We start from the raw sequence: 18573 nt of genomic DNA on the forward strand, positions 1-18573 counted from the left end.
GCGCTTCAGCGACGATGCCCACCATTCTCACCACGCACCACAAGCGCTTCCACCCGGCATGGACGGCGCGCACGACGCTGCTGCCTGGCTGGTATGAAGCCTACGAGCGTGCCAATCTGAGCTATCTCCGCAGCATCGTGTGGGCGTGGCGGCTGTTCCGCGCCAGCCGGAAGTATGACGCGGTGGTGACCGGCGCCGAGCACTGCGGCATCTTCTTCGCCATGCTGCAAACGCTGTTGCGCCGCCCCTCGCAGCGCAGGCCGCATGTGATGATCGATTTTCCATGGGCGGCAAGTCCGGGGCGGGTGACAATGTGGTTGAAGCGGCTGGAAATGCGGCTGGCCGCGCCGGCGCTCAATGCAATCTTCGCCCATGCCAGCCCGGAGGAGGCCGAGCGCTTTGCGCACGCGCTCCGTGTGCCCCCGGGGCTCTTCCAGTTCGTGCCCTTCCATCACTCGCTGGAAGATCCGCGTCCTGAAATTCGCGAGGGAAGTTACATCTTTTCCGGCGGCAACACGGCGCGCGACTATCGCACGCTGATCGAGGCTTTGCGCGGCACGCCGTATGAGGCTGTGATCTGCACGCAGGATGCAAACGCCCTGCGCGGTGTCGCGGTGCCGCCCACGGTGAGCATCCGGGCCGTCGCGCACGAAGAGTTCTACCGTCTGCTGGCTGCCTCCGCCGTGGTGGTAGTACCGGTTTTCAAAGACGACATCCATCCGGCCGGTCACACGCTGACCGCCAACGCTATGGCGCTCGGCAAGCCGGTCATCCTCGCCGGCCCGGCGGAATACAAGGCCTATCTCGAAGCCGGGCGCACGGGCCTGCTGGTGCCCGGCGGTGACGCCGACGCGCTGCGCGCGGCAATCGTACGGCTGATGCAGGATCACGAACTGGCGAGCCGGCTTGGAGCGGCGGCCGCGAACGAAGCCAGCCGCTTTGCCCCGGAGCAGTTCTTCCGCGAAGTCTTCCAGCGCGTGGATGCCGCGGTGGCTGCGCGTCGCGCGCAGGAGCACGTGCGATGAGCGCGACGCAGAGCACCGCACAGCGGCCCGTGGCGGCGGCCAAGCCCTCGACCATGCGCAGCGTCTTCGCCAACTGGGCCGGGCTTGGCACCAACGCCGTGCTCTCGGTGGTGCTCACGCCGATCCTCGTTCACGGGCTGGGCAACCTCTATTTCGGCCTCTACATGCTGGTGTCGTCGGTGCTGGATTCCTGCTGGCTGCTCGACTTCGGCATGCGCACGGCGCTGTTCCGTTTCATTTCGCGCTCACTGGGCGCGGGCGACCGTGATGAGCTGGACCGCACCTTCGTCTCCGGCATGGCGCTGGCCTGTGCGTCAGCCAGTTGCATCCTGCTTCTGGCGCTGGCGGGCATGGCGGTTCTGCCGCACTTCTTCGGCCTGCCGCTCGAAGAACGCGCAACGTTTCGCATTCTGCTGGTGCTGTGCGGCGGCGCGGTGGCATCGGCGTTCCTCGCACAATTTCTCGGAACGTATCTGTGCGCCTTCCGTCGCTTCGACTTCTACAACCTGAACAACGCTGCGGCCGGGGTTCTGCGCGCGGTGCTCATTGTGGTGGCGCTGCGGCTGGGCGGCGGGGTGCTTGCGGTCGGCGCAGTCACGCTGACCTGCGCCGTGCTCTCGTTGCTGGTGGCGCTGCGGCTGGTGTGGGTGGCTGACCCCGGCCTGCGCGTGGCGACGCACAACTTCAGCCGCGCGCGCGTGCGTGAACTGCTGAACTTCAGCGGTGGCGCGTTCCTTGCCACACTCGGAGACCAGCTCCGCTTCTTTGTGGATTCGGTTGTCATCGGCCGCCTGCTTGGCGTTGCGGCCATCACGCCATTCGTCATTCCGGGACGCATCATGGTGCTTTACCGCGAGCTTGGCATGTCGCTGGCAAGCCCGCTGGCAGGAACAATGAATGAAGCCGCCGGACGCCACGATCAGCCGGCGCTGACTGCGCGCTTCCTGCACGCCACGCGCATGAGCGCCCTGCTGAGCCTCTTTGTCGGTTGCATTCTGTTGTTGAACGGCGACGGCCTCATTCGCCTCTGGGTCGGCTCGGCCTTCGCGAGCTCTTATCAGCTCATGCTCATTCTGCTTGCCGGTTATGTGCTCATGCTGGCGCAGCAGCCCTCGGTAGACCTGCTGCTGGCGCAAGGTAAGCACCATCTGCGCGGCTGGTGGAACCTGGGAGAAGGCGCTGCCAATCTGGCGCTCAGCGTTTACTGGGGCCAGCGTTACGGACTCGTTGGCATTGCGCTCGGCACCGCGGCTCCGATGATTTGCGTGCAGCTTGTATTGCAGCCGTGGTACGCCACGCGAACCATCGGCCTGCCTGTCGGCCACTACCTGCGGGAGGCTTTGCTGAGGCCCGTACTGGTCGCGGCCGTGGTTCTGTGTGTCTGCGCCGCAGCGCGCACGTGGCAGCATGCCTACAGCGTGTGGTGGCTGGCCCTGAGTGTGGCGTGGCAGTCGGCGCTCTTCCTGCTGCTGGCTTGGGTGATTGTGCTTCGCGCGGAAGAACGCACGCAGCTGCTCAATCGCGTGCTGCCGCGCCGCTGAAGTCTTCGTGAGGCCCGCCTCGAGTATCGCGACCACAGGCGCGAATAGAAGAACAATCGGGGAAACCTATCGACCGCCGGCAACTTCGCGGCCGTAGTCTTTCGCGCGCAGCATGGCTCGCCAAGGGGCAAGCGAACGCCGCTTGGCACAGGAGAGCAGCGCCAGCAGAGAGAAGCCGGTCATCAGCCACGCAAAGGCCGCGCGGCTGACCGGTCCACGCCGCCAGTTCTTGTAATAGAGAAAGCTGTTGCCACGCACCACGGCGGCAATCCAGTGCTCGTCGGCGCGGGCAGCGGGGCTGGCCTTGTGCACCAGCCGGGCGTTGGGATCAATTGCCAGTTGCGTGCCCGCAGGAAGTTGCAGGCAGAAATCAACGTCCTCACCCTCGGCGCTGCCACGCAGATGCTCATCAAATAGCACGTCGCCGACAGCAGCCGTGCGGAAGCTCATCAAACCGCCGCCAAGACGGCTGACCTCGATGATGCCATCGCCACGCAACTGGTTGGCCCGGTGATAAATCGACTGGCGGTCGTCGCGGAATGGCCCGCGCATAAATGTTCCGTGCCACAGCCGGTCCACCAGCCGTCCGGTTTTGTAGTTGGTGATGATGCCGGAGAGCCCCGTCAATTGCGGGTGGCACGCATAGCCGCGCAGCAGTTGCTCGATGAAGTCCGGCTCCAGCTCCACGTCGTCATCCAGAAACAGAAAGACCTCGCAGCGATTCTTTGCCAGGCCGACGTTGCGGGCCTGCGCCAGCCCCGTGATCTTTGTGTCGCGCACGTAGAGCAGCTCGATGGTCCGGGCTTGTTCGGGGTGCGCCGCAAGCATCGCGTGCACGCGCCGTTCACTTTCATCCATGCGGCTCTGGTCAATAACGATCAACTGTTGCGGCAGCACGGACTGCTCCAGCACCGTGCGAATGGCGGCCTCGAGATCGTCTGGGCGGTTCAGCGTTGGAATCAGCACGGACAGGGTTGGCCTTGCTGTGTTGGTCACCGCCGCGTCAGTGCTGTTCATTTGCCAGTCGCTCGCTGATGGAGAAATTGATGGCCCGTACCGGCCCCAGGAAGTTGCCGTAGTTGCGCTCTTCGCCGCCGAAGGGGAAGCCCCACGGATCGAAGCCGTGCGTGCGGCCTGCCTCCACACCGTCGTAGGCATTATCCATGGGAGAGATCAGTCCCCAGTTGCGGTCCTCCGGAATGCTGTCTCCCCAGGCCCACCACAGGTGTCCGACGAAGGGGTGCTGCCCGTTGGACGCCTGAGCCTCATACAGGTGAGTGACATCTTCGCGGTAACGCGCGGCACGCTCCGCCTGCGTCTGCGTGAACCAGCGCGAAGCTCCGTCCTTGTCCTTGGGCGTGCGCCAACGGCTGGAGTCGGCGTTGCCCACCGTTCCCTCCCAGATCATCAGCGGCACGTCGCCAGCGGCGTGCAACACGTAGTCCACCTGCGGCTGGCTGGCGTCTGTGCTCAGGCTGATGAGGTCAAGCGATTCCCCGGCGGCGCGGTAGATGGGAGCGCGTGCCGGTGCCCACCAACCACCCACTGTTGTGGGGCCAAAGAACAGCGTGTTCGGTGCCACAGCACGGAAAGCATCCTTCTCCGTGGAGAAGAACTGCCTCGCAATCAGGTAGAGAAACTCGTCGAGGTCGCGCGTGAGGTTGGCGTTTGCGTGTGCCGCAGGCGGCAGCGCCGGATCTCCCGAGCCAAGCCATGCATGCGCCGCGCGGCCGCTCTCATCGAGCAGCCCGCTGCCTTTCGGCCATCCGCCGTCGCTGTCAAAGGTGGAGTAGTTTGCCTGCCATGCGGCGTTCAGGCGGTCGATGCTGCCGTACTTCTCGCGCAGGAAGTCGCGCAGCCGCCGCTTGGTATAGACCGTTGTATCGGCGTAGCGTCCGTTGCCGTCCTTGTTTGTCTGCTGCGTGGGCGCGGTCACCAGCGCCAGGTAGCCAAGGTGCACGTGCGTCTTGCCTTCGGGCTGCGAGGTGAACTCGGGGCCGGGGCCAAAGCCGGAGAGGTAGTCTGTGTCGTCGGAGAAGACACCGATGAGGTAGGGTGACTTCGCCATCTCGATCAACTCGCGGTCTTTAGCAAACAACTCATGCGTGTTGCGCACCCACGCGGGATCAAAGACGTCCGGAAAGTTTGCGCCGCCCTGATCGCGCAGCGCATGGTTGCTTTCGTCCACGCCGGCGTAGAGATTCTTGAAGACACCTTCCTTGCGTCCGGTGATCGACGGGTCGCGTGCAATCCAGACGAACGGCATCTTCACCGGCTGGTCCGCGCCCTGCCACTCGGGTTCGGAATCCGTGGGTAGCATCATGCGGTAGCTGTACGGGCCAATGGCGTTGAAGCCCCATGCGTGCAGGCGGCGGTTGGCCTGCAGCCAGCGGAAGGCTTCGCGGCCATATTTTTCGCGGCTGCGGTCGTCATAGCTCGCAGCGCGCTCGTCCTTGTGGCTGTCTCCGGCAACAAACCACACGCCGAGCATGAAGAACGGATGGCCCTCCGGGGTCACCAGCACCCAGCGGTTGCCGAACTTTGCTTTCGTCCAATGCCCTGTGGGCGGCGCTTTCATTGCGCCAATCACGCCGCCAAAGTGGTCCACCCGCGCGGGGCTTACGTGCAGGGTGAACGTGCGGCGGGCGCGGGCTCCGCTCAGGTTTACCACCTCGGCCGTGAAGTGAAAGTCGCCAGCCTCGGTGGGCGCGCCGGAGAGCACGCCGCGCGCGTTCATCGCCATGCCAGCGGGCAATCCGCCCGCATCTTTCCAAGTGAAGGGAATGGCCGCGCCTCCGGCCACCAGGCGTGCGGAATATGCGCTACCCACACGTCCCCAAGGCAGTTCGGAGCTTGAGGTGAGGATGGCCAGCCCGGAGGAGTAAACGCGCAGCACGACCGAGGTGCTGCCCGTGCGCGGCGTGCTCGAAGAGTCACGCACCGCAAGGTCCAGCCAGTATTCGCCCGGAACCTCCGGTGTGCCGCTGATGGTGCCGTCCCCGGCCATCGTCAGCCCTGCGGGCAGGAAGCCTCCGGTGAGCGCCCAATGGAAAGGCGCCTGTCCGCCTTCCACATTGAGCCGCGCAGAATACGCAGTGTTCTGTTTGCCTGCGGGCAGCGCGCCCGAGGTCACAATGCGCAGCGCGAACCAGCCGCGCGCAGAGGCAGGTAACCAGCGCGTGCAGCCGCCAAGCATGAGCAGCGCCACCGCCAGCAACAGGGTGAGTTTTGACGCACGAGCCTTCACGGTATGGGAGGCGATCATGATGAGCGGTTCCCGACCGAACATTATCCAGCATCCGCGCGCATTTCACCGCCGCTGATTTGGTGTGGTCGCCTCATCGGTAACCGCCGGAGTACCTGGCAGGTACCCGGTTCATACCGGGCGAATTGTTCGCCACCGTGCGCGGCATCTGGCAGACTGTGTGCTGCCAGCAAAACTCACTCGAACGATGGCCGAACCACTCATCCCGGGCCGTGCAACAGAGGGCGCCACCTGCTCCGCGAGCCGCTGGCTGTGCGCCGCCGTGGTGCTGGCCGTGGCCGTGCTCTATGCGCCGGTGCTTACTGCGCTGGCGCAGCAATGGTGGAATGAGCTGGACTACTCGCACGGCTTCCTAGTGCCGGTCTTCAGCGCCTGGGTCGCGTGGCAGCGCCGCAGCCAGCTGCGCGAGGTGGCGGGCAGGCCGTCGCTGTCCGGCGCGTTGCTGCTGGTGCTTTCGCTGGTCGTGCTGTTTGTCGGCAACTTTGGTGCCGAGTTGTTTCTGCAACGCATTTCGCTCATCGGCGTCGTAGTCGGACTGCTGGCGTGGTTCTTCGGTTGGCGGCTGGTGCGCGCGGCGGCCTTTCCGCTGGCCTTCCTGCTGTTGATGATCCCGCTGCCCGGCGTCATCTACTACCAGATCGTGGTCCCGCTCCAGACTCTGGCGGCGCAACTGGCTACTGCCGTACTGCATCTGATGCACCTGTTTCCGGTGGAGCGCCAGGGCAACCTGCTGGTGCTGCCCTCCGCGACGCTCGAGGTGGCGGAGGCGTGCAGCGGCATACGCTCACTGCTCTCCCTGCTGACGCTGGCCGCCGCCTACGCTTACCTAACGGAGAAGCGCAATCCTGTGCGCTGGCTGCTCTGCGTGCTGGTGGTGCCGATTGCTGTGGCCGGCAATGCGGCGCGCGTGGTCTTTGCCGCGCTCTCGGCCGAGCTGGCCGGTGCCAGCTCCGTGGAAGGCTGGGCGCACACACTCTCCGGCATCCTTCTGTTCCTGTTCTCCCTGCTGCTGCTGGTGTTGGCGCACGCCGCCATCACTGCTGTGTGGCCTGCGGCGGACGTCAACGCTTCTGGCGGAACGGCCGAACCGACGCACCCGTTGATTGGCAAGTTCACGCTGCGGTCAACGCATTTGCTGGTGGCGCTGCTGGTGCTGGTGGCCGCTGTCGGCGTTGAGTATGGCTTCGCACGGCGTGAGGCTCCGGCCCCGCGCGCGCAACTCAGCCGGTTGCCTGCGGAAATTGCCGGGTGGAACTCCATCGACATCCCGATTGCGCCGAGGCTCGTGGCCTACTCCCACGTCGACGCCTACCTGAACCGCATCTACAGCAAGCCCGTAACGGGCGACGTCTCGCTCTACATTGGCTACTACGGCAGCCAGCGCGCGGGGGACTCCGTGCATTCTCCGCGTAACTGCCTGCCCGGTGCCGGGTGGACGCCGCTCAGCTCGCGTCGCATTCCGGTTGTGCTTGGCGGGCAGCCGGCGGAGCTGAATCAATTTGTGGTGGAGCATCAGGGGCGCCGCTTCATCGTCCTCTACTGGTACCAGTCGCACGGGCGCGTTGTGGCCAGCGAGTACCGTGCCAAGCTCTACACCATGCTGGACGCCATGCGCTTGAACCGGACCGACTCGGCGCTGGTGCGCGTGACCGTTCCGGTTGCTGGCAGCGAGGCTCAGGCCTCCGAATTCGCGTTGTCATTCGCGCAGACCATGGACAGCAGCCTGAGAGAGGTTATTCCTCAGTAAGTCGTTCTCTTACAATTCAGGACATTGTCCTAGTGGACTAGTACCTCAGATTCGCGTTTGAGTACCTTCCTGCCTCTCATTCTCCAATCTCCGAATCTCTCTAAGCTCTGCAACTCCTTTAGTTTGGCTATTGCTAGCTTGTGTATTGGCCCGATGTAACCATTTATTGAGTTACCTGAGTAATTCGCTCTGGTCGCCACGTTACCTAGGTAATTTGTGGCCGAAATGGCGTGGACCGATGATTTCCACAGCAAGGTGGAACAGAGGTTACGTCGTGTTACTGGCATTGGCACTCATCTTCGGACTCTTCGCTGGCGCGGACCCGCAACCCGGGGCTCCGGACGCCATGCCGGAGTTTGATGTGCGTGTTGCACCGGTGTCGGCAACCTTGAGCATTCCTCACACGATGGTTGCGGCCGAGCCCGCGCAGCAGCGTTTGCTGGACCTTATCAATCGCGACCGCGCCAAGGCCGGGTTGAAGTCCTTGCAGTGGGACGCCAAGCTGGCACAGGCGGCGCGCGATCATGCCGATCGCATGACGGTTGAGGGACGCCTTTCGCACCAGTTTGCCGGCGAGCCCGATCTGGTGGAACGACTGAAGACCCGCGAGGCGCGCTTCGACGCCGCCAGTGAAAACGTGGTCTATGACGTGACCGCTGAGGGCGCGCACGAAGCCTTTGCCAACTCCGCCCGTCACCTCGAAAACATGATGAACGCCTCCTACGACGCCGTGGGCATTGCGGTCGTCAATCAGGGCGGCGTGCTTTACGTGGTGGAAGACTTTGCGCATCGCATGGAAGACCTGAGCGATGTGTCGGCGGCGCAGCATGTGGCTGAGCGCTTTGCCCAGTTGCGGAGCGACTCCGGTCTGCCCAGCCTGCCGCTGGTGGACGATGCGCAGTTGAATCCCCTGGTGGACCAGATGGTGCAGCGTGAAGCTCCTGACAGCCACCTGCCGCTAACGTTGCCCGGCGCCCGCCTGACGGCCTCCTATGCTACCGTCAATCCGGAAGAGATTCCCGCCACCGTGGCGCGGCTGGCTGCCTTCCGCGGAGCTTCCAGCTACGCGGTGAGTGTGCGTTTTGCCCGCACCGCGCGTTACCCCACAGGCCTGTTCTGGGTCAGCATTGTAATGTTCGACGACAGCCGCACGCTGGCTCGCCGGTAACCACTCCGGACACTCTTTCGGACCACTTTTCGGCCATTTCATTTCCGCAAATGCCGATTCATCGTCCATAATTTCTGTGAATTTCTGCCGGGGGCAGGCTGTGCGCGCCACGTTAGAGGCTGACGCGCCAATCACCGGCAGCGGAAGTTTTCAGCTCTCATGTCGCTCCGGCTCGAACCGCTCAGTGCAGAACAAATCGGGAAGTGGGATTCGCTGGTGGCAGAGTTTCCGCACCGGACGGTCTTCCACCGTCAGGCGTGGTTTCACTGCCTCGAGCAGGTCCACGGCGTCGCGTGGAAGTACTGGCGGGTCACCGATTCCGGGCGCACGGTGGGCTACTTCAGCGGCGGTCTGATGGAGCGCGGCCCGTTTCGCATTCTGGGGAGTCCGCTGCGCACCTGGCACACCACCAATCTGGGGCCGGTGCTGGAAGAGGGTGTGAGCGCCGCGGAGTTTGTACACGCGCTGGACGAGTTGGCCAAAGAAGAGCGGCTGGCGATGCTGGAGATTGAGTACCCCTCAATGACGCACGCCGCCTACGAAGCCGCCGGGTTTCACTGCCACCAGACGTGGACGAACCGCATGCCGCTCTCTCGCGACCGTCGCCAGATGATGTCGCGCATGTCGAACGGGCGCAAGTACGGTATCCGCCGCGCCGAACGCCATGAGCTGGAAGTCTTCGACTGCCCGGAGGCCGGAACCCTTGTCTACGAGCAGCTCTCGCGCTCGCTGGCCAGCAAAGGCGCTGCCTGCCCGTTCACGCAGGAGTTTCCCGAGGCCATTGTCCGGCATTTGAAGCCAATTGATCGCGTGTTTACCTTGGGCGTGCGCAACCTCGAAGGGCAAACCGTCGCAGCCGGGCTGTTTCCGTGGGACAACGGAACGGTCTATTTGTGGGATTGCTCCAGCGAGATGGTGGGCCGCGGCCAGCACCCGAACGATCTGCTGCACTGGGGGCTGATGTGCCGGGCCGCCGACATGGGGCTGGCGGTCTATGACATGAGTGGCTACGGACGCTTCAACAACGCCTTCGGCGCCCGACTGGTGGCCACGCATCGCTGGAACAAGTGCTACTCGCCGCTGGCGCGGAGCGCACGCGCTGTCTACGAGCAATTGAAGCGATTGGAGCGACGAAGCCCTGCTCTGGGGCGGGTGTTGAGCGCCCTCGTGCGCTAGCGGCAAGGCGCTTGCCTTTCGCACCGGGCGGCAGTATCGTTCCGGCGTTATCTGCCGTCGGGCTGTTCTATGCAATCTTTCCTGCGAATCTTCCGGCAACTCGTGTTTGCTCTATCCGGCGCGGCCCTGCTGCTTCTCGGCGGTTGCCCGGCGGCGGCTGAGCATCCTTTCTTCGACCCTGAATACTGCCGCGTCGAGGAATTTCTACTGGGTCAATGGGCGCTGCACGAGAACGCCGTCGATGCCCTGTCCAGCAGTCAGGTGGAAGTCCGTGCCGATGCGGATGGGCGCTCCATGTGGATGGCCACGGTAAGGAAGGCGGGACAGCCCGCTGATGCCGAGCCGCCCTCGGAAACGCCGTTGCACCTCTGGGTGGCGGAATTCGACGGCCAGATAATGATGCACACGCAGGAGGGGGACACCCATATGTTGTACGCGGTGACCACCCGCGATGGCGTCATCTCGTTTTGTCCGCTCAGCTCCCAGTGGATTCGGAAGCAGATTGAGGCCAAGCACCTGCACCTGGGCGCGGTAAAGCCAGGCACAGCGACGGAAGAAGCAAACAAGGCCGACGACGCAGCGATTCTTGTGGGCCATACGGAGGAGCTGCAACCGCTGCTGCACCTGGCGGCGCAGGATCCTGCGGCCTTCCGCGATGACACCTGCTTCTATCTACGGCGGAGTTCTCGCAATGAGCCGGCCCCATAGCGGAATCTTCATCTTCCGCCTCGTAGAAAGCATCTGAACAGATGGCCCTGTCACGTTTATACTGTGGTGTCTCCGTGGCGCTGCCGGCGGGCGCTCGCCCCAGGCATGCAGCCCGGCTGGAGCAGCGCAGCGCGCGGCGGGGTGCCGCGCCGTGCCGCGGACAGTCTTCTTACAGCAATTTTTCAATTCGCTAAAGGCGGCCTATGAACAGCTTTGGCAGTCGCTCCACTCTCCGCGTCGGAAACAAGGAATACGCAATCTACAAGATCAGCGCGCTGACCGCACTCGGCGCCAAGCCTGAGAAGCTGCCCTTCTCGTTGCGTGTGCTGGCGGAAAATCTGCTGCGCCGCGAGGACGGCCTCTCCGTCACCGCGGCCATGGTAAAGGCGCTCGCCGCCTGGACGCCGCAGGCCAAGCCCACGGACGAAATCGCCTTCATGCCCAGCCGCGTGCTCATGCAGGACTTTACCGGCGTGCCGGCCGTGGTCGATCTGGCGGCCATGCGCGATGCCATTACCGCGCTCAAGGGCGACCCGACGAAGATCAATCCGCTGCAACCGGCCGAGCTGGTCATCGACCACTCGGTGCAGGTGGATGAGTTCGGCACCTCGAACGCCTTCGACCTGAATTCGGCGCTCGAATTCCAACGCAATAAGGAGCGCTACGCCTTCCTGCGCTGGGGGCAGGACGCCTTCCGCAACTTCGCCATTGTGCCGCCCGAGACCGGCATCTGCCACCAGGTCAACATTGAATATCTGGCGCGCGTCGTCTTCGTGAAGGAGACCAACGGCAAGGCGCAGGCGTATCCGGACACGCTGGTGGGCACCGATTCGCATACCACAATGGTCAACGGGCTGGGCGTACTCGGCTGGGGCGTTGGCGGCATTGAGGCCGAGGCTGCCATGCTGGGCCAATCGGTTTCCATGCTGATTCCGCAAGTGGTGGGCGTGCGCTTTACCGGCAAGCTGCGCGAAGGCTCCACCGCCACCGACCTGGTGCTGACCGTGACCGAAGCTCTGCGCAAGAAGGGCGTGGTCGGCAAGTTTGTGGAATACTTCGGCCCCGGCCTGCACACGCTGCCGCTGGCCGACCGCGCCACCATCGCCAACATGGCGCCCGAGTACGGCGCCACCTGCGGCTTCTTCCCGGTCGATAATGAGACGTTGAACTACCTGCGCCTCACCGGCCGCAGTGAGGAACAGATTGCGCTCGTCGAGGCCTACTACCGCGAGCAGGGCCTGTTCCATACCGACTCCACGCCGGAGCCAGAGTATAGCGACGTGCTGCACATCGATCTGTCGCAGATTGAGCCGAGCATTGCCGGGCCGAAGCGTCCGCAGGACCGCGTGCCGCTGAGCAACGCGAAGGCCTCGTTCCGCGAGGCGCTGCCCGGACTGCTGAAGCCAGGCGCAAAGACCGCCGCCGATGCCGCTCCGAACGGCAATCTCGGGCATGGCAGCGTCGTCATCGCCGCCATCACAAGCTGCACCAACACCAGCAACCCGAGCGTGCTGATTGCCGCCGGACTGCTGGCAAAGAAGGCCGTGGAAAAGGGCCTCTCAACGCCCGAGTGGGTGAAGACTTCGCTCGCGCCGGGCTCAAAGGTTGTGACCGAGTACCTGGCGAAGGCTGGTCTCACGCCTTACCTCGACAAGCTGAAGTTCAACCTTGTCGGTTACGGCTGTACCACCTGTATCGGCAACAGCGGCCCGCTGCCGCAGGCTGTCAGTGACGCCGTCAACCAGAACGATCTGGTGGTGTGCAGCGTGCTCAGCGGCAACCGCAACTTTGAGGGGCGCATCAATGGCGATGTCCGCGCCAACTACCTCATGTCGCCGCCACTGGTGGTGGCCTACGCGCTCGCCGGCAAGATGATTGACATGAGCAGCGAGCCGCTGGGCCAGGGCTCGAACGGCCCGGTCTACCTGCGCGACATCTGGCCGACGCAGAAGGAAGTGAATGAGGCGATGAACGCCAGCATCTCGGCCGAGATGTTCCGCGCCACCTATGCCGACGTGCTCAAGGGCGATCAGCGCTGGCAGGCGCTGCCCTCGGGCGGTGGCAGCACCTATGGCTGGGACGCGAAGTCGACCTACATTCAGAACCCTCCGTACTTTGAGGGCATGACGCGTGAACCGGGCACGGTCACGGAGATCAAGGGTGCGCGCGTGCTGGCGCGGTTGGGCCACTCGGTGACCACCGACCACATCTCCCCGGCCGGCAACATCAAGAAGGATTCACCGGCGGGAAAATACCTCATCGAGCATGGCGTGGCTCCGGCGGACTTCAACAGCTATGGCTCGCGCCGCGGCAACCACGAGGTGATGATGCGCGGCACCTTCGCCAACACACGCATCCGCAACAAGCTGGTCCCGCAGATTGAGGGCGGCTACACGCGGCATGTTCCGAGCAACAAGGAGCTGACCATCTACGACGCGGCCATGCAGTACAAGGCCGAGGGCGTGCCGGTCATCATCCTGGCGGGCAAGGAGTACGGCTCGGGCAGTTCGCGTGACTGGGCCGCCAAGGGGCCGCGCCTGCTGGGCGTGCGCGCCGTCATTGCCGAGAGCTTTGAGCGCATACACCGCTCAAACCTGGTGGGTATGGGCATTCTGCCGCTGCAATTCCTGCCCGGCGAAGAGCCGGACACGCTGGGGCTGACCGGCGAGGAGAGCTACGAGGTGCTGGGCGTGCCGGAGCTGCTGGCGAATTTCGCTCCGGGCAAGACCGTAAAGGTTCGCGCGACGGCCGCCGATGGCTCCACCAAGGAGTTCACGGCCACCGCGCGCATCGACACACCGCAGGAAGTTCTCTACTACCAACATGGTGGAATCCTGCAGTACGTGGTGCGTCAGTTGGTGTAATTCAAGGTCGCAGAAGTGTTTGACGGAGAGGCGCGGCTTGCTGGCCGCGCCTTTTCCTTTGCGCGGAGGATGGCGCAATTTGCACGGGAATCCATGCCTTGTTCTTGCCGCTCCAGCCCTGTAAAATCACGAGCGAATCAGGGAGGCACCATGTTGCAGGCAGGCGAACTGGCCCCGGAATTTGATGTTCCGGCGGTGCTGGGCGACTTGAGGACGAGGGTGAAGCTGGCCGATTATCGCGGCCAGAAGAACGTCGTGCTCGTCTTTTATCCGCTCGATTGGACTCCGGTGTGAACCGCTCAGATGCCGGGCTACAACGCTGAACTCGAGCGTTTTGCCCGTTACGATGCCCAGGTCGTGGGCATGAGCGTGGATTCCCCCTACTGCCACCTGGCCTGGGTCAAGCAAGAGATTGGCCTGCTCGAGTTTCCGCTCGGCTGCGACTTTTTCCCGCACGGGGAAGTTGCCGCCAGCTATGGCGTTCTGCGCGAGGGACCTCCGGTTCCGGGCATGAGCGAGCGCGCCATCTTTATCATCGACAAGGAAGGCCGCATCGCTTGGGCAAAGCTCTACCACATTGGCGAGCAGCCGCCGAATGAGGAGTTGTTTGAGGCACTGGCCCATGTGCACGAGGCGCAGCAGGAGCGTGCCGGAGTTTAGCGCGAGCGCAGAAGTTTGATTTGAGATGGACCCGCCGTATGGGCGGGTCTTTCTGCATCGCGGCCCGTTCGTGTTCAATTTTGGTAGGAACTTTCGTAATCCCAATGCAGTTGCCAGTGGCTTCCTTCGGGAAGTTCGCAGCCTAATATACGGAGAATCTACCGCTATGCTCGATGGGGAAATGAACGGCAAGGTTGTGCTGGTCACGGGAGGCTCCCGTGGTATCGGCGCCGCCTGCGTGCGGTTGTTTGCCGGCGCGGGCGCCAGCGTGGTCTTCAGCTATCACAAGGCGGCTGACCGGGCCGAAAAGCTGGTGCGCGAGCTGGGGGAGAACCGGGTTTGCGCCGTGCAGGCCGAGCTGACCGGGCATGGCGAGGAAGAGACGCTGATTGCCTCGGCCGTGGAGCGTTTTGGCGGGCTGGACGCGCTGGTGGTGAACCACGGCGTGTGGCCTCCGCACGATCAGCCAATCGAGAGCATGACGGAGAAGCAGTGGCGCACCACGCTCTCCACCAACCTGGATTCCGCTTTTCTTCTGGTGAAGCACGCGGTGGCGCAGATGAAGTCGCAGGGTGAGGGCGGCAGCATTGTGATGATCAGCTCCACGGCAGGTCAGCGGGGCGAGGCCTTCCATTGCGATTATGCCGCCAGCAAGGGCGCCATCATCAGCATGGTCAAAGGGCTTTCGACGGAGCTGGCCTCGGCGGGCATCCGCGTGAACGCCGTCGCGCCCGGTTGGGTGGAGACGGAAATGTCCGCGCCGGTGCTGAAGCTGCGCGAGACGCAGGAGAAGATTCTGCAGGTGATTCCGCTGCGCCGCGTGGGCAAGCCCGAAGAGATTGCCGGGCCAGTTGTCTTTCTGTGCACGCGCCACGCCGGCTTCATCACCGGAGAGATCTTCAACGTCAACGGCGGTGCTGTGCTGGTGGGGTAGCGGTTCTGTTGCCGCGTGGGCAGAAGCGCGGCTGTTTTCAACCATTGTTTGGGCCAGGGGAGTTGTTGTGCGGTTCAAGAAGACGGAATTCAAACTCGCGGTGAACTCACTGACCGAGGTGGTGAGCGGCGCCATTGATGCGCCAGAGCTTGCCTCGCGGCTGGAGTCCATACGAAGCCTGCGCGGCGAGCTTGCGCCGCGGCTGGAAGAGGACCTGCCACGCGAATTTGACGTGCCCCTTGATGGCGAGCAGAGAGAGTTGATCCGCCTCGCGCTGGCTGCCTGCATCGAATACTTTGGCCACTGGGATAGCTGGGACTTTCCGGTCCGCATGGGCGCCTGGCCCGCCGAGGCGCAGACCTTCCTGGAGCGTCTCGGGCAAGCGTAGTTTGCGCAGAAACCCGCGCATGTATCCATCCGGCGCATCGCACGTCTAATGTTTCACCGGGCGATCCGCCTCCGGAGCGCGTGCCTGCATCCTTCGGACGCATTTCGGCTCGCCCGCCTGTGCCCGGCTGGCATATGCTGGAAGCCAGCGGAATGCTCACACCGATGACTATGAACCGCCATTTTGCTCGCCTTGCGCTTCTCCTCGCGCTTGCCTTCACCGCTCAATCGCTCGCGGCGCAGGTCGCTCCCGCGCCAGAAGCCGACCCCGGCGTGGCCAAGGCCCGCGCGCTCATGCGGCAGATGATCGACACCATGGGCGGCGAGAAGTTCCTCAGCTATTCCAGCCTGACGCAGAAGGGCCGCACGTCGAGCTTCTACCAGGGGCAACCGCGTGACATGTCGTGGCTGTTCGCGCGCGTCTGGCAGTATCCGGACAAGGACCGCGTGCAGGTGGCGCTCACCTCGGACTCGGCGTGGAACATCATCATCGGCACAGACATCCACAACAAGAGTTGGATCGCCTACGTGCACACCGGCGACAAGGGCTACGAGGTCAGCTACAAGGGCACGGCCGACGAGGACGCGAAGACGCTCGCGGACTTTCTGCGCCGCCGCGCGCACTCACCGGAGGTGGTGCTGCGCGCGTGGTGGCCGGACCCGAAGACCGTGGTGCTCTACACCGGCAGCGCCATCGTGGACCAGCACATGGTGGAGCAGGTGACGCTGCTCAACGCCGCAGGTGAATCGGTGACCTTCTCCATCGACACCAACACGCACCTGCTGGTGGCGCGCAGCTTCACCTACCGCGACGAATACAACTACAAGGTGCTCGACAGCGAGTTGTACTCGAACTTCAAGAAGATCGACGGCATCATGACGCCTTACAGCATTGTGCGGAAGAAGGACGACTGGATGGTGAGCCAGCGCTTCATCAGCGACGTGCAGTACAACACGCCGGTCGATGAAAAACTCTTCGAGGTGCACACCACCTACGACCCGAAGGTCTACAACCCGAAGAAGAAGTAACCGCCATCCGAAACTTCCACATGAATTCCACAGGCAGCCGCGTTCCGGAATTTCGAGACGCGGCTCTTCGATATCTGCATTTTCCAGCGGTTTTCTACGGAGTACCTTCCAAGTAATCCCGCTCCGCGTGCTTTTCCGTTGTAATCCAACGCGTCTCAGGGCAAGTTGGAAGCAGAGCCAAATGTGCCGATACATGCCGTAGGGCACAGCCCGGCTCGTCGCGCGGATGCGTAGATAACCAGCTCCGTCCGCTGCGGCAGCACATTGAGTTTAGGCCGCCCCGCAAGGGGTAGATGAGCGGCCATGTTCTCCGTTCGTTGGAGAACTGAGAACCGGCGCACAATTCTCGGGGGAGAAACGCGCCGGTTTTTCTTTTCCCTCCCGTCGTGCGCTCCACTCCCTTAGAATCTCCTGCAACAAGTCCGGTACGCGCGCGCCGCGCAGAACCGGCAAGCCTAGTTTCGAGCAGGAACCGCGATGCAGAGCCGCACACGAGCGTGGCACGACGGAATGGCGACGGCCTGGGCCGTGGCCGCCGCGGTCTTTCTCCTGCACCTGTATTTCAACCGCTCCTACGGCTATTTCCGCGACGAACTGGGCTACATGGCCTGCGGCGACCGTCTGCAATGGGGCTACGTGGATCAGCCGCCGATGGTGCCATTCCTCGTGCACATCACGCGGCAGTTGTTCGGTGACTCGCTGCGTTCGATCCGCCTGATGCCCGCCATTGCTAGCTCGTTGCTGGTGGTGCAAACGGCGGCCTTTGTGCGTGAGCTCGGCGGACGCGCGTGGGCCATTCTGCTGGCGGCGCTGACCGTTGCGCTGGCCCCGCAGTACAGCTCCAACGGCAGCCTGCTCGGCACCAACTGCCTGGAGCCGACCTTCTGGCTGGCCACTGCCTGGTTTGCCATGCTGGCCATACGGCGCGAGCGGCCGGTGTACTGGGTGTGGGCGGGCCTCATGCTCGGCCTGGGCATGCAGAACAAGTATTCCATTCTGCTGCTGGGCGTGGGCATCATCGCGGGGCTGCTGCTCACCACCGAGCGGCGCGCATTGGCCACGCGCTGGCTGTGGCTGGGCGTGTTGGCGGCGTTCGTCGTCTTTCTGCCGAACCTGCTCTGGAACGTGCAGAATCACTGGCCATTCGTTGAGCTGATCGGCAACATCCGCGCCGAGCATCGCGACGTTGTGCTCGGGCCGGTGGCGTTCTTTGTCTCGCAGCTTTTGGAGACCGGCTTCCTCGGCGGTCTCATCTGGCTCGCCGGAATCTGTGCGCTGCTGTTCGTGCCGGGCTTCCGCCAGTTGCGCTTCCTTGGCGGGAGCTTCCTGTTCTGTTACACGGCAATGTTCGCGCAGCACGCCAAGGCCTACTACCTCGCGCCCATCTATCCCATGCTCATCGCTGTGGGTTGCGTCGCGCTCGAAGGCTGGCTTGTGGAATACCGTTGGCGCTGGCTGCGCTGGTCATTCGCGGGGCTTCTGCTGGCGACAGGTGTGTACTGCCTGCCCATCACCGTGCCGCTCTTTTCGCCGGAAGGCTTCCTTGCCTACGCGCGGCAGTTGCCCTTCAAGCTTCCGGTCAATGAGCATGCACATGCGCGCGCCGCGCTGCCGCAGTGGTACGCCGATCAGTTTGGCTTTCCGGAAATTGCCGATGCCACGGCGGTGGCGTGGCGTCGCCTGCCGGAGGCTGAACGCGCCGATTGTGCCATCTTCGCGCAGGACTACGGACAGGCTGGCGCCATCGATTTCTTCGGCCGGGCCAACGGGCTGCCGCAGGCCATCAGCGGAGACCGCACCTACTTTCTGTGGGGGCCGCGCCAGTATTCAGGCAACTGCATGATCGTTCTCGACGACTCGCGCGAGAAGCTGGAGACACTGTTCGAGCATGTGGAATTGGTGACCGTCAGCGCGCCCAACCCCTGGGCGCTGGAGAGCGAAATCCCCGTCTATCTGTGCCGCGGACTCAAGCTCGGCTCCATGCAGGCTTTGTGGCCAAAGGTGAAGCACTGGCACTGAGCGGCGGCTCATTCACTCGTCGTGGGAAACAGCACTCCACCACTGCTTCG

14 protein-coding genes are annotated in these 18573 nt (G+C 63.6%); 12 read left to right on the top strand and 2 right to left on the bottom strand.

What is annotated here, in order from left to right; genetic code table 11:
- Positions 1–14: 14 nt before the first annotated feature.
- Complete coding sequence (locus AC6IZO_RS14325; protein ID WP_497805797.1) at positions 15–1025, top strand: glycosyltransferase; 1011 nt, start codon at positions 15–17, stop codon at positions 1023–1025.
- Positions 1022–2566, top strand: coding sequence for a lipopolysaccharide biosynthesis protein (locus tag AC6IZO_RS14330; RefSeq protein WP_497805799.1), 1545 nt, complete (start codon positions 1022–1024; stop codon positions 2564–2566). Before AC6IZO_RS14325 ends, AC6IZO_RS14330 begins: the two co-directional genes overlap by 4 nt.
- Positions 2567–2632: 66 nt before the next feature.
- Here AC6IZO_RS14330 and AC6IZO_RS14335 read toward each other — a convergent pair whose 3' ends face one another.
- Complete coding sequence (locus AC6IZO_RS14335; protein ID WP_497805801.1) at positions 2633–3583, bottom strand: glycosyltransferase family 2 protein; 951 nt, start codon at positions 3581–3583, stop codon at positions 2633–2635.
- On the bottom strand, positions 3570–5855 hold the full coding sequence (locus tag AC6IZO_RS14340; protein ID WP_497805803.1) for an Ig domain-containing protein: 2286 nt from the start codon (positions 5853–5855) through the stop codon (positions 3570–3572). The genes AC6IZO_RS14335 and AC6IZO_RS14340 overlap by 14 nt, the downstream gene beginning before the upstream one ends.
- Positions 5856–6018: 163 nt before the next feature.
- Here AC6IZO_RS14340 and AC6IZO_RS14345 point away from each other — a divergent pair, with 163 nt between their 5' ends.
- The 10 genes from AC6IZO_RS14345 to AC6IZO_RS14390 all read left to right on the top strand — a co-directional run bounded on the left by AC6IZO_RS14345 (position 6019) and on the right by AC6IZO_RS14390 (position 18523).
- Positions 6019–7578 carry an exosortase C-terminal domain/associated protein EpsI gene (locus AC6IZO_RS14345; RefSeq protein ID WP_497805805.1) on the top strand — a complete coding sequence of 520 codons (1560 nt, stop codon included), beginning with the start codon at positions 6019–6021 and terminating at the stop codon, positions 7576–7578.
- Between the two features lie 274 nt (positions 7579–7852).
- Entirely contained in the window at positions 7853–8746 is an 894-nt protein-coding gene (locus AC6IZO_RS14350) for a CAP domain-containing protein (protein WP_497805807.1), read from the top strand.
- Between the two features lie 216 nt (positions 8747–8962).
- Positions 8963–9922 carry a GNAT family N-acetyltransferase gene (locus AC6IZO_RS14355; protein ID WP_497805809.1) on the top strand — a complete coding sequence of 320 codons (960 nt, stop codon included), beginning with the start codon at positions 8963–8965 and terminating at the stop codon, positions 9920–9922.
- Between the two features lie 69 nt (positions 9923–9991).
- Positions 9992–10630: a hypothetical protein gene (locus tag AC6IZO_RS14360; protein ID WP_497805811.1), complete on the top strand. Its 639-nt coding sequence runs from the start codon at positions 9992–9994 to the stop codon at positions 10628–10630.
- A 203-nt stretch (positions 10631–10833) separates the two neighbouring features.
- A complete protein-coding gene (gene acnA, locus AC6IZO_RS14365; protein WP_497805813.1) occupies positions 10834–13494 on the top strand; it encodes an aconitate hydratase AcnA in 2661 nt (886 codons plus the stop codon).
- Between the two features lie 150 nt (positions 13495–13644).
- Positions 13645–14154, top strand: a complete 510-nt coding sequence (locus AC6IZO_RS14370; RefSeq protein ID WP_497805815.1) for a redoxin domain-containing protein — start codon at positions 13645–13647, stop codon at positions 14152–14154.
- 166 nt (positions 14155–14320) lie between these two features.
- Positions 14321–15088 (top strand): SDR family NAD(P)-dependent oxidoreductase, encoded by a 768-nt coding sequence (locus AC6IZO_RS14375; RefSeq protein WP_497805817.1) that lies wholly within the window; start codon positions 14321–14323, stop codon positions 15086–15088.
- 67 nt (positions 15089–15155) lie between these two features.
- On the top strand, positions 15156–15476 hold the full coding sequence (locus AC6IZO_RS14380) for a hypothetical protein (RefSeq protein WP_497805819.1): 321 nt from the start codon (positions 15156–15158) through the stop codon (positions 15474–15476).
- 164 nt (positions 15477–15640) lie between these two features.
- Entirely contained in the window at positions 15641–16504 is an 864-nt protein-coding gene (locus AC6IZO_RS14385) for a hypothetical protein (protein WP_497805821.1), read from the top strand.
- A 510-nt stretch (positions 16505–17014) separates the two neighbouring features.
- A complete protein-coding gene (locus AC6IZO_RS14390) occupies positions 17015–18523 on the top strand; it encodes a glycosyltransferase family 39 protein (RefSeq protein ID WP_497805823.1) in 1509 nt (502 codons plus the stop codon).
- Positions 18524–18573: the final 50 nt, after the last annotated feature.

Source organism: Oryzophilus luti (assembly GCF_059726245.1).

What these genes read in the sequence shown, in the direction of transcription:
- AC6IZO_RS14325 (WP_497805797.1), top strand. Translation starts at nt 15, where the DNA reads ATGCCCACCATTCTCACCACGCACCACAAGCGCTTCCACCCGGCATGG.
- AC6IZO_RS14330 (WP_497805799.1), top strand. Translation starts at nt 1,022, where the DNA reads ATGAGCGCGACGCAGAGCACCGCACAGCGGCCCGTGGCGGCGGCCAAG.
- AC6IZO_RS14335 (WP_497805801.1), bottom strand. Translation starts at nt 3,583, where the DNA reads ATGAACAGCACTGACGCGGCGGTGACCAACACAGCAAGGCCAACCCTG.
- AC6IZO_RS14340 (WP_497805803.1), bottom strand. Translation starts at nt 5,855, where the DNA reads ATGTTCGGTCGGGAACCGCTCATCATGATCGCCTCCCATACCGTGAAG.
- AC6IZO_RS14345 (WP_497805805.1), top strand. Translation starts at nt 6,019, where the DNA reads ATGGCCGAACCACTCATCCCGGGCCGTGCAACAGAGGGCGCCACCTGC.
- AC6IZO_RS14360 (WP_497805811.1), top strand. Translation starts at nt 9,992, where the DNA reads ATGCAATCTTTCCTGCGAATCTTCCGGCAACTCGTGTTTGCTCTATCC.
- acnA (WP_497805813.1), top strand. Translation starts at nt 10,834, where the DNA reads ATGAACAGCTTTGGCAGTCGCTCCACTCTCCGCGTCGGAAACAAGGAA.
- AC6IZO_RS14375 (WP_497805817.1), top strand. Translation starts at nt 14,321, where the DNA reads ATGCTCGATGGGGAAATGAACGGCAAGGTTGTGCTGGTCACGGGAGGC.
- AC6IZO_RS14385 (WP_497805821.1), top strand. Translation starts at nt 15,641, where the DNA reads ATGACTATGAACCGCCATTTTGCTCGCCTTGCGCTTCTCCTCGCGCTT.
- AC6IZO_RS14390 (WP_497805823.1), top strand. Translation starts at nt 17,015, where the DNA reads ATGGCGACGGCCTGGGCCGTGGCCGCCGCGGTCTTTCTCCTGCACCTG.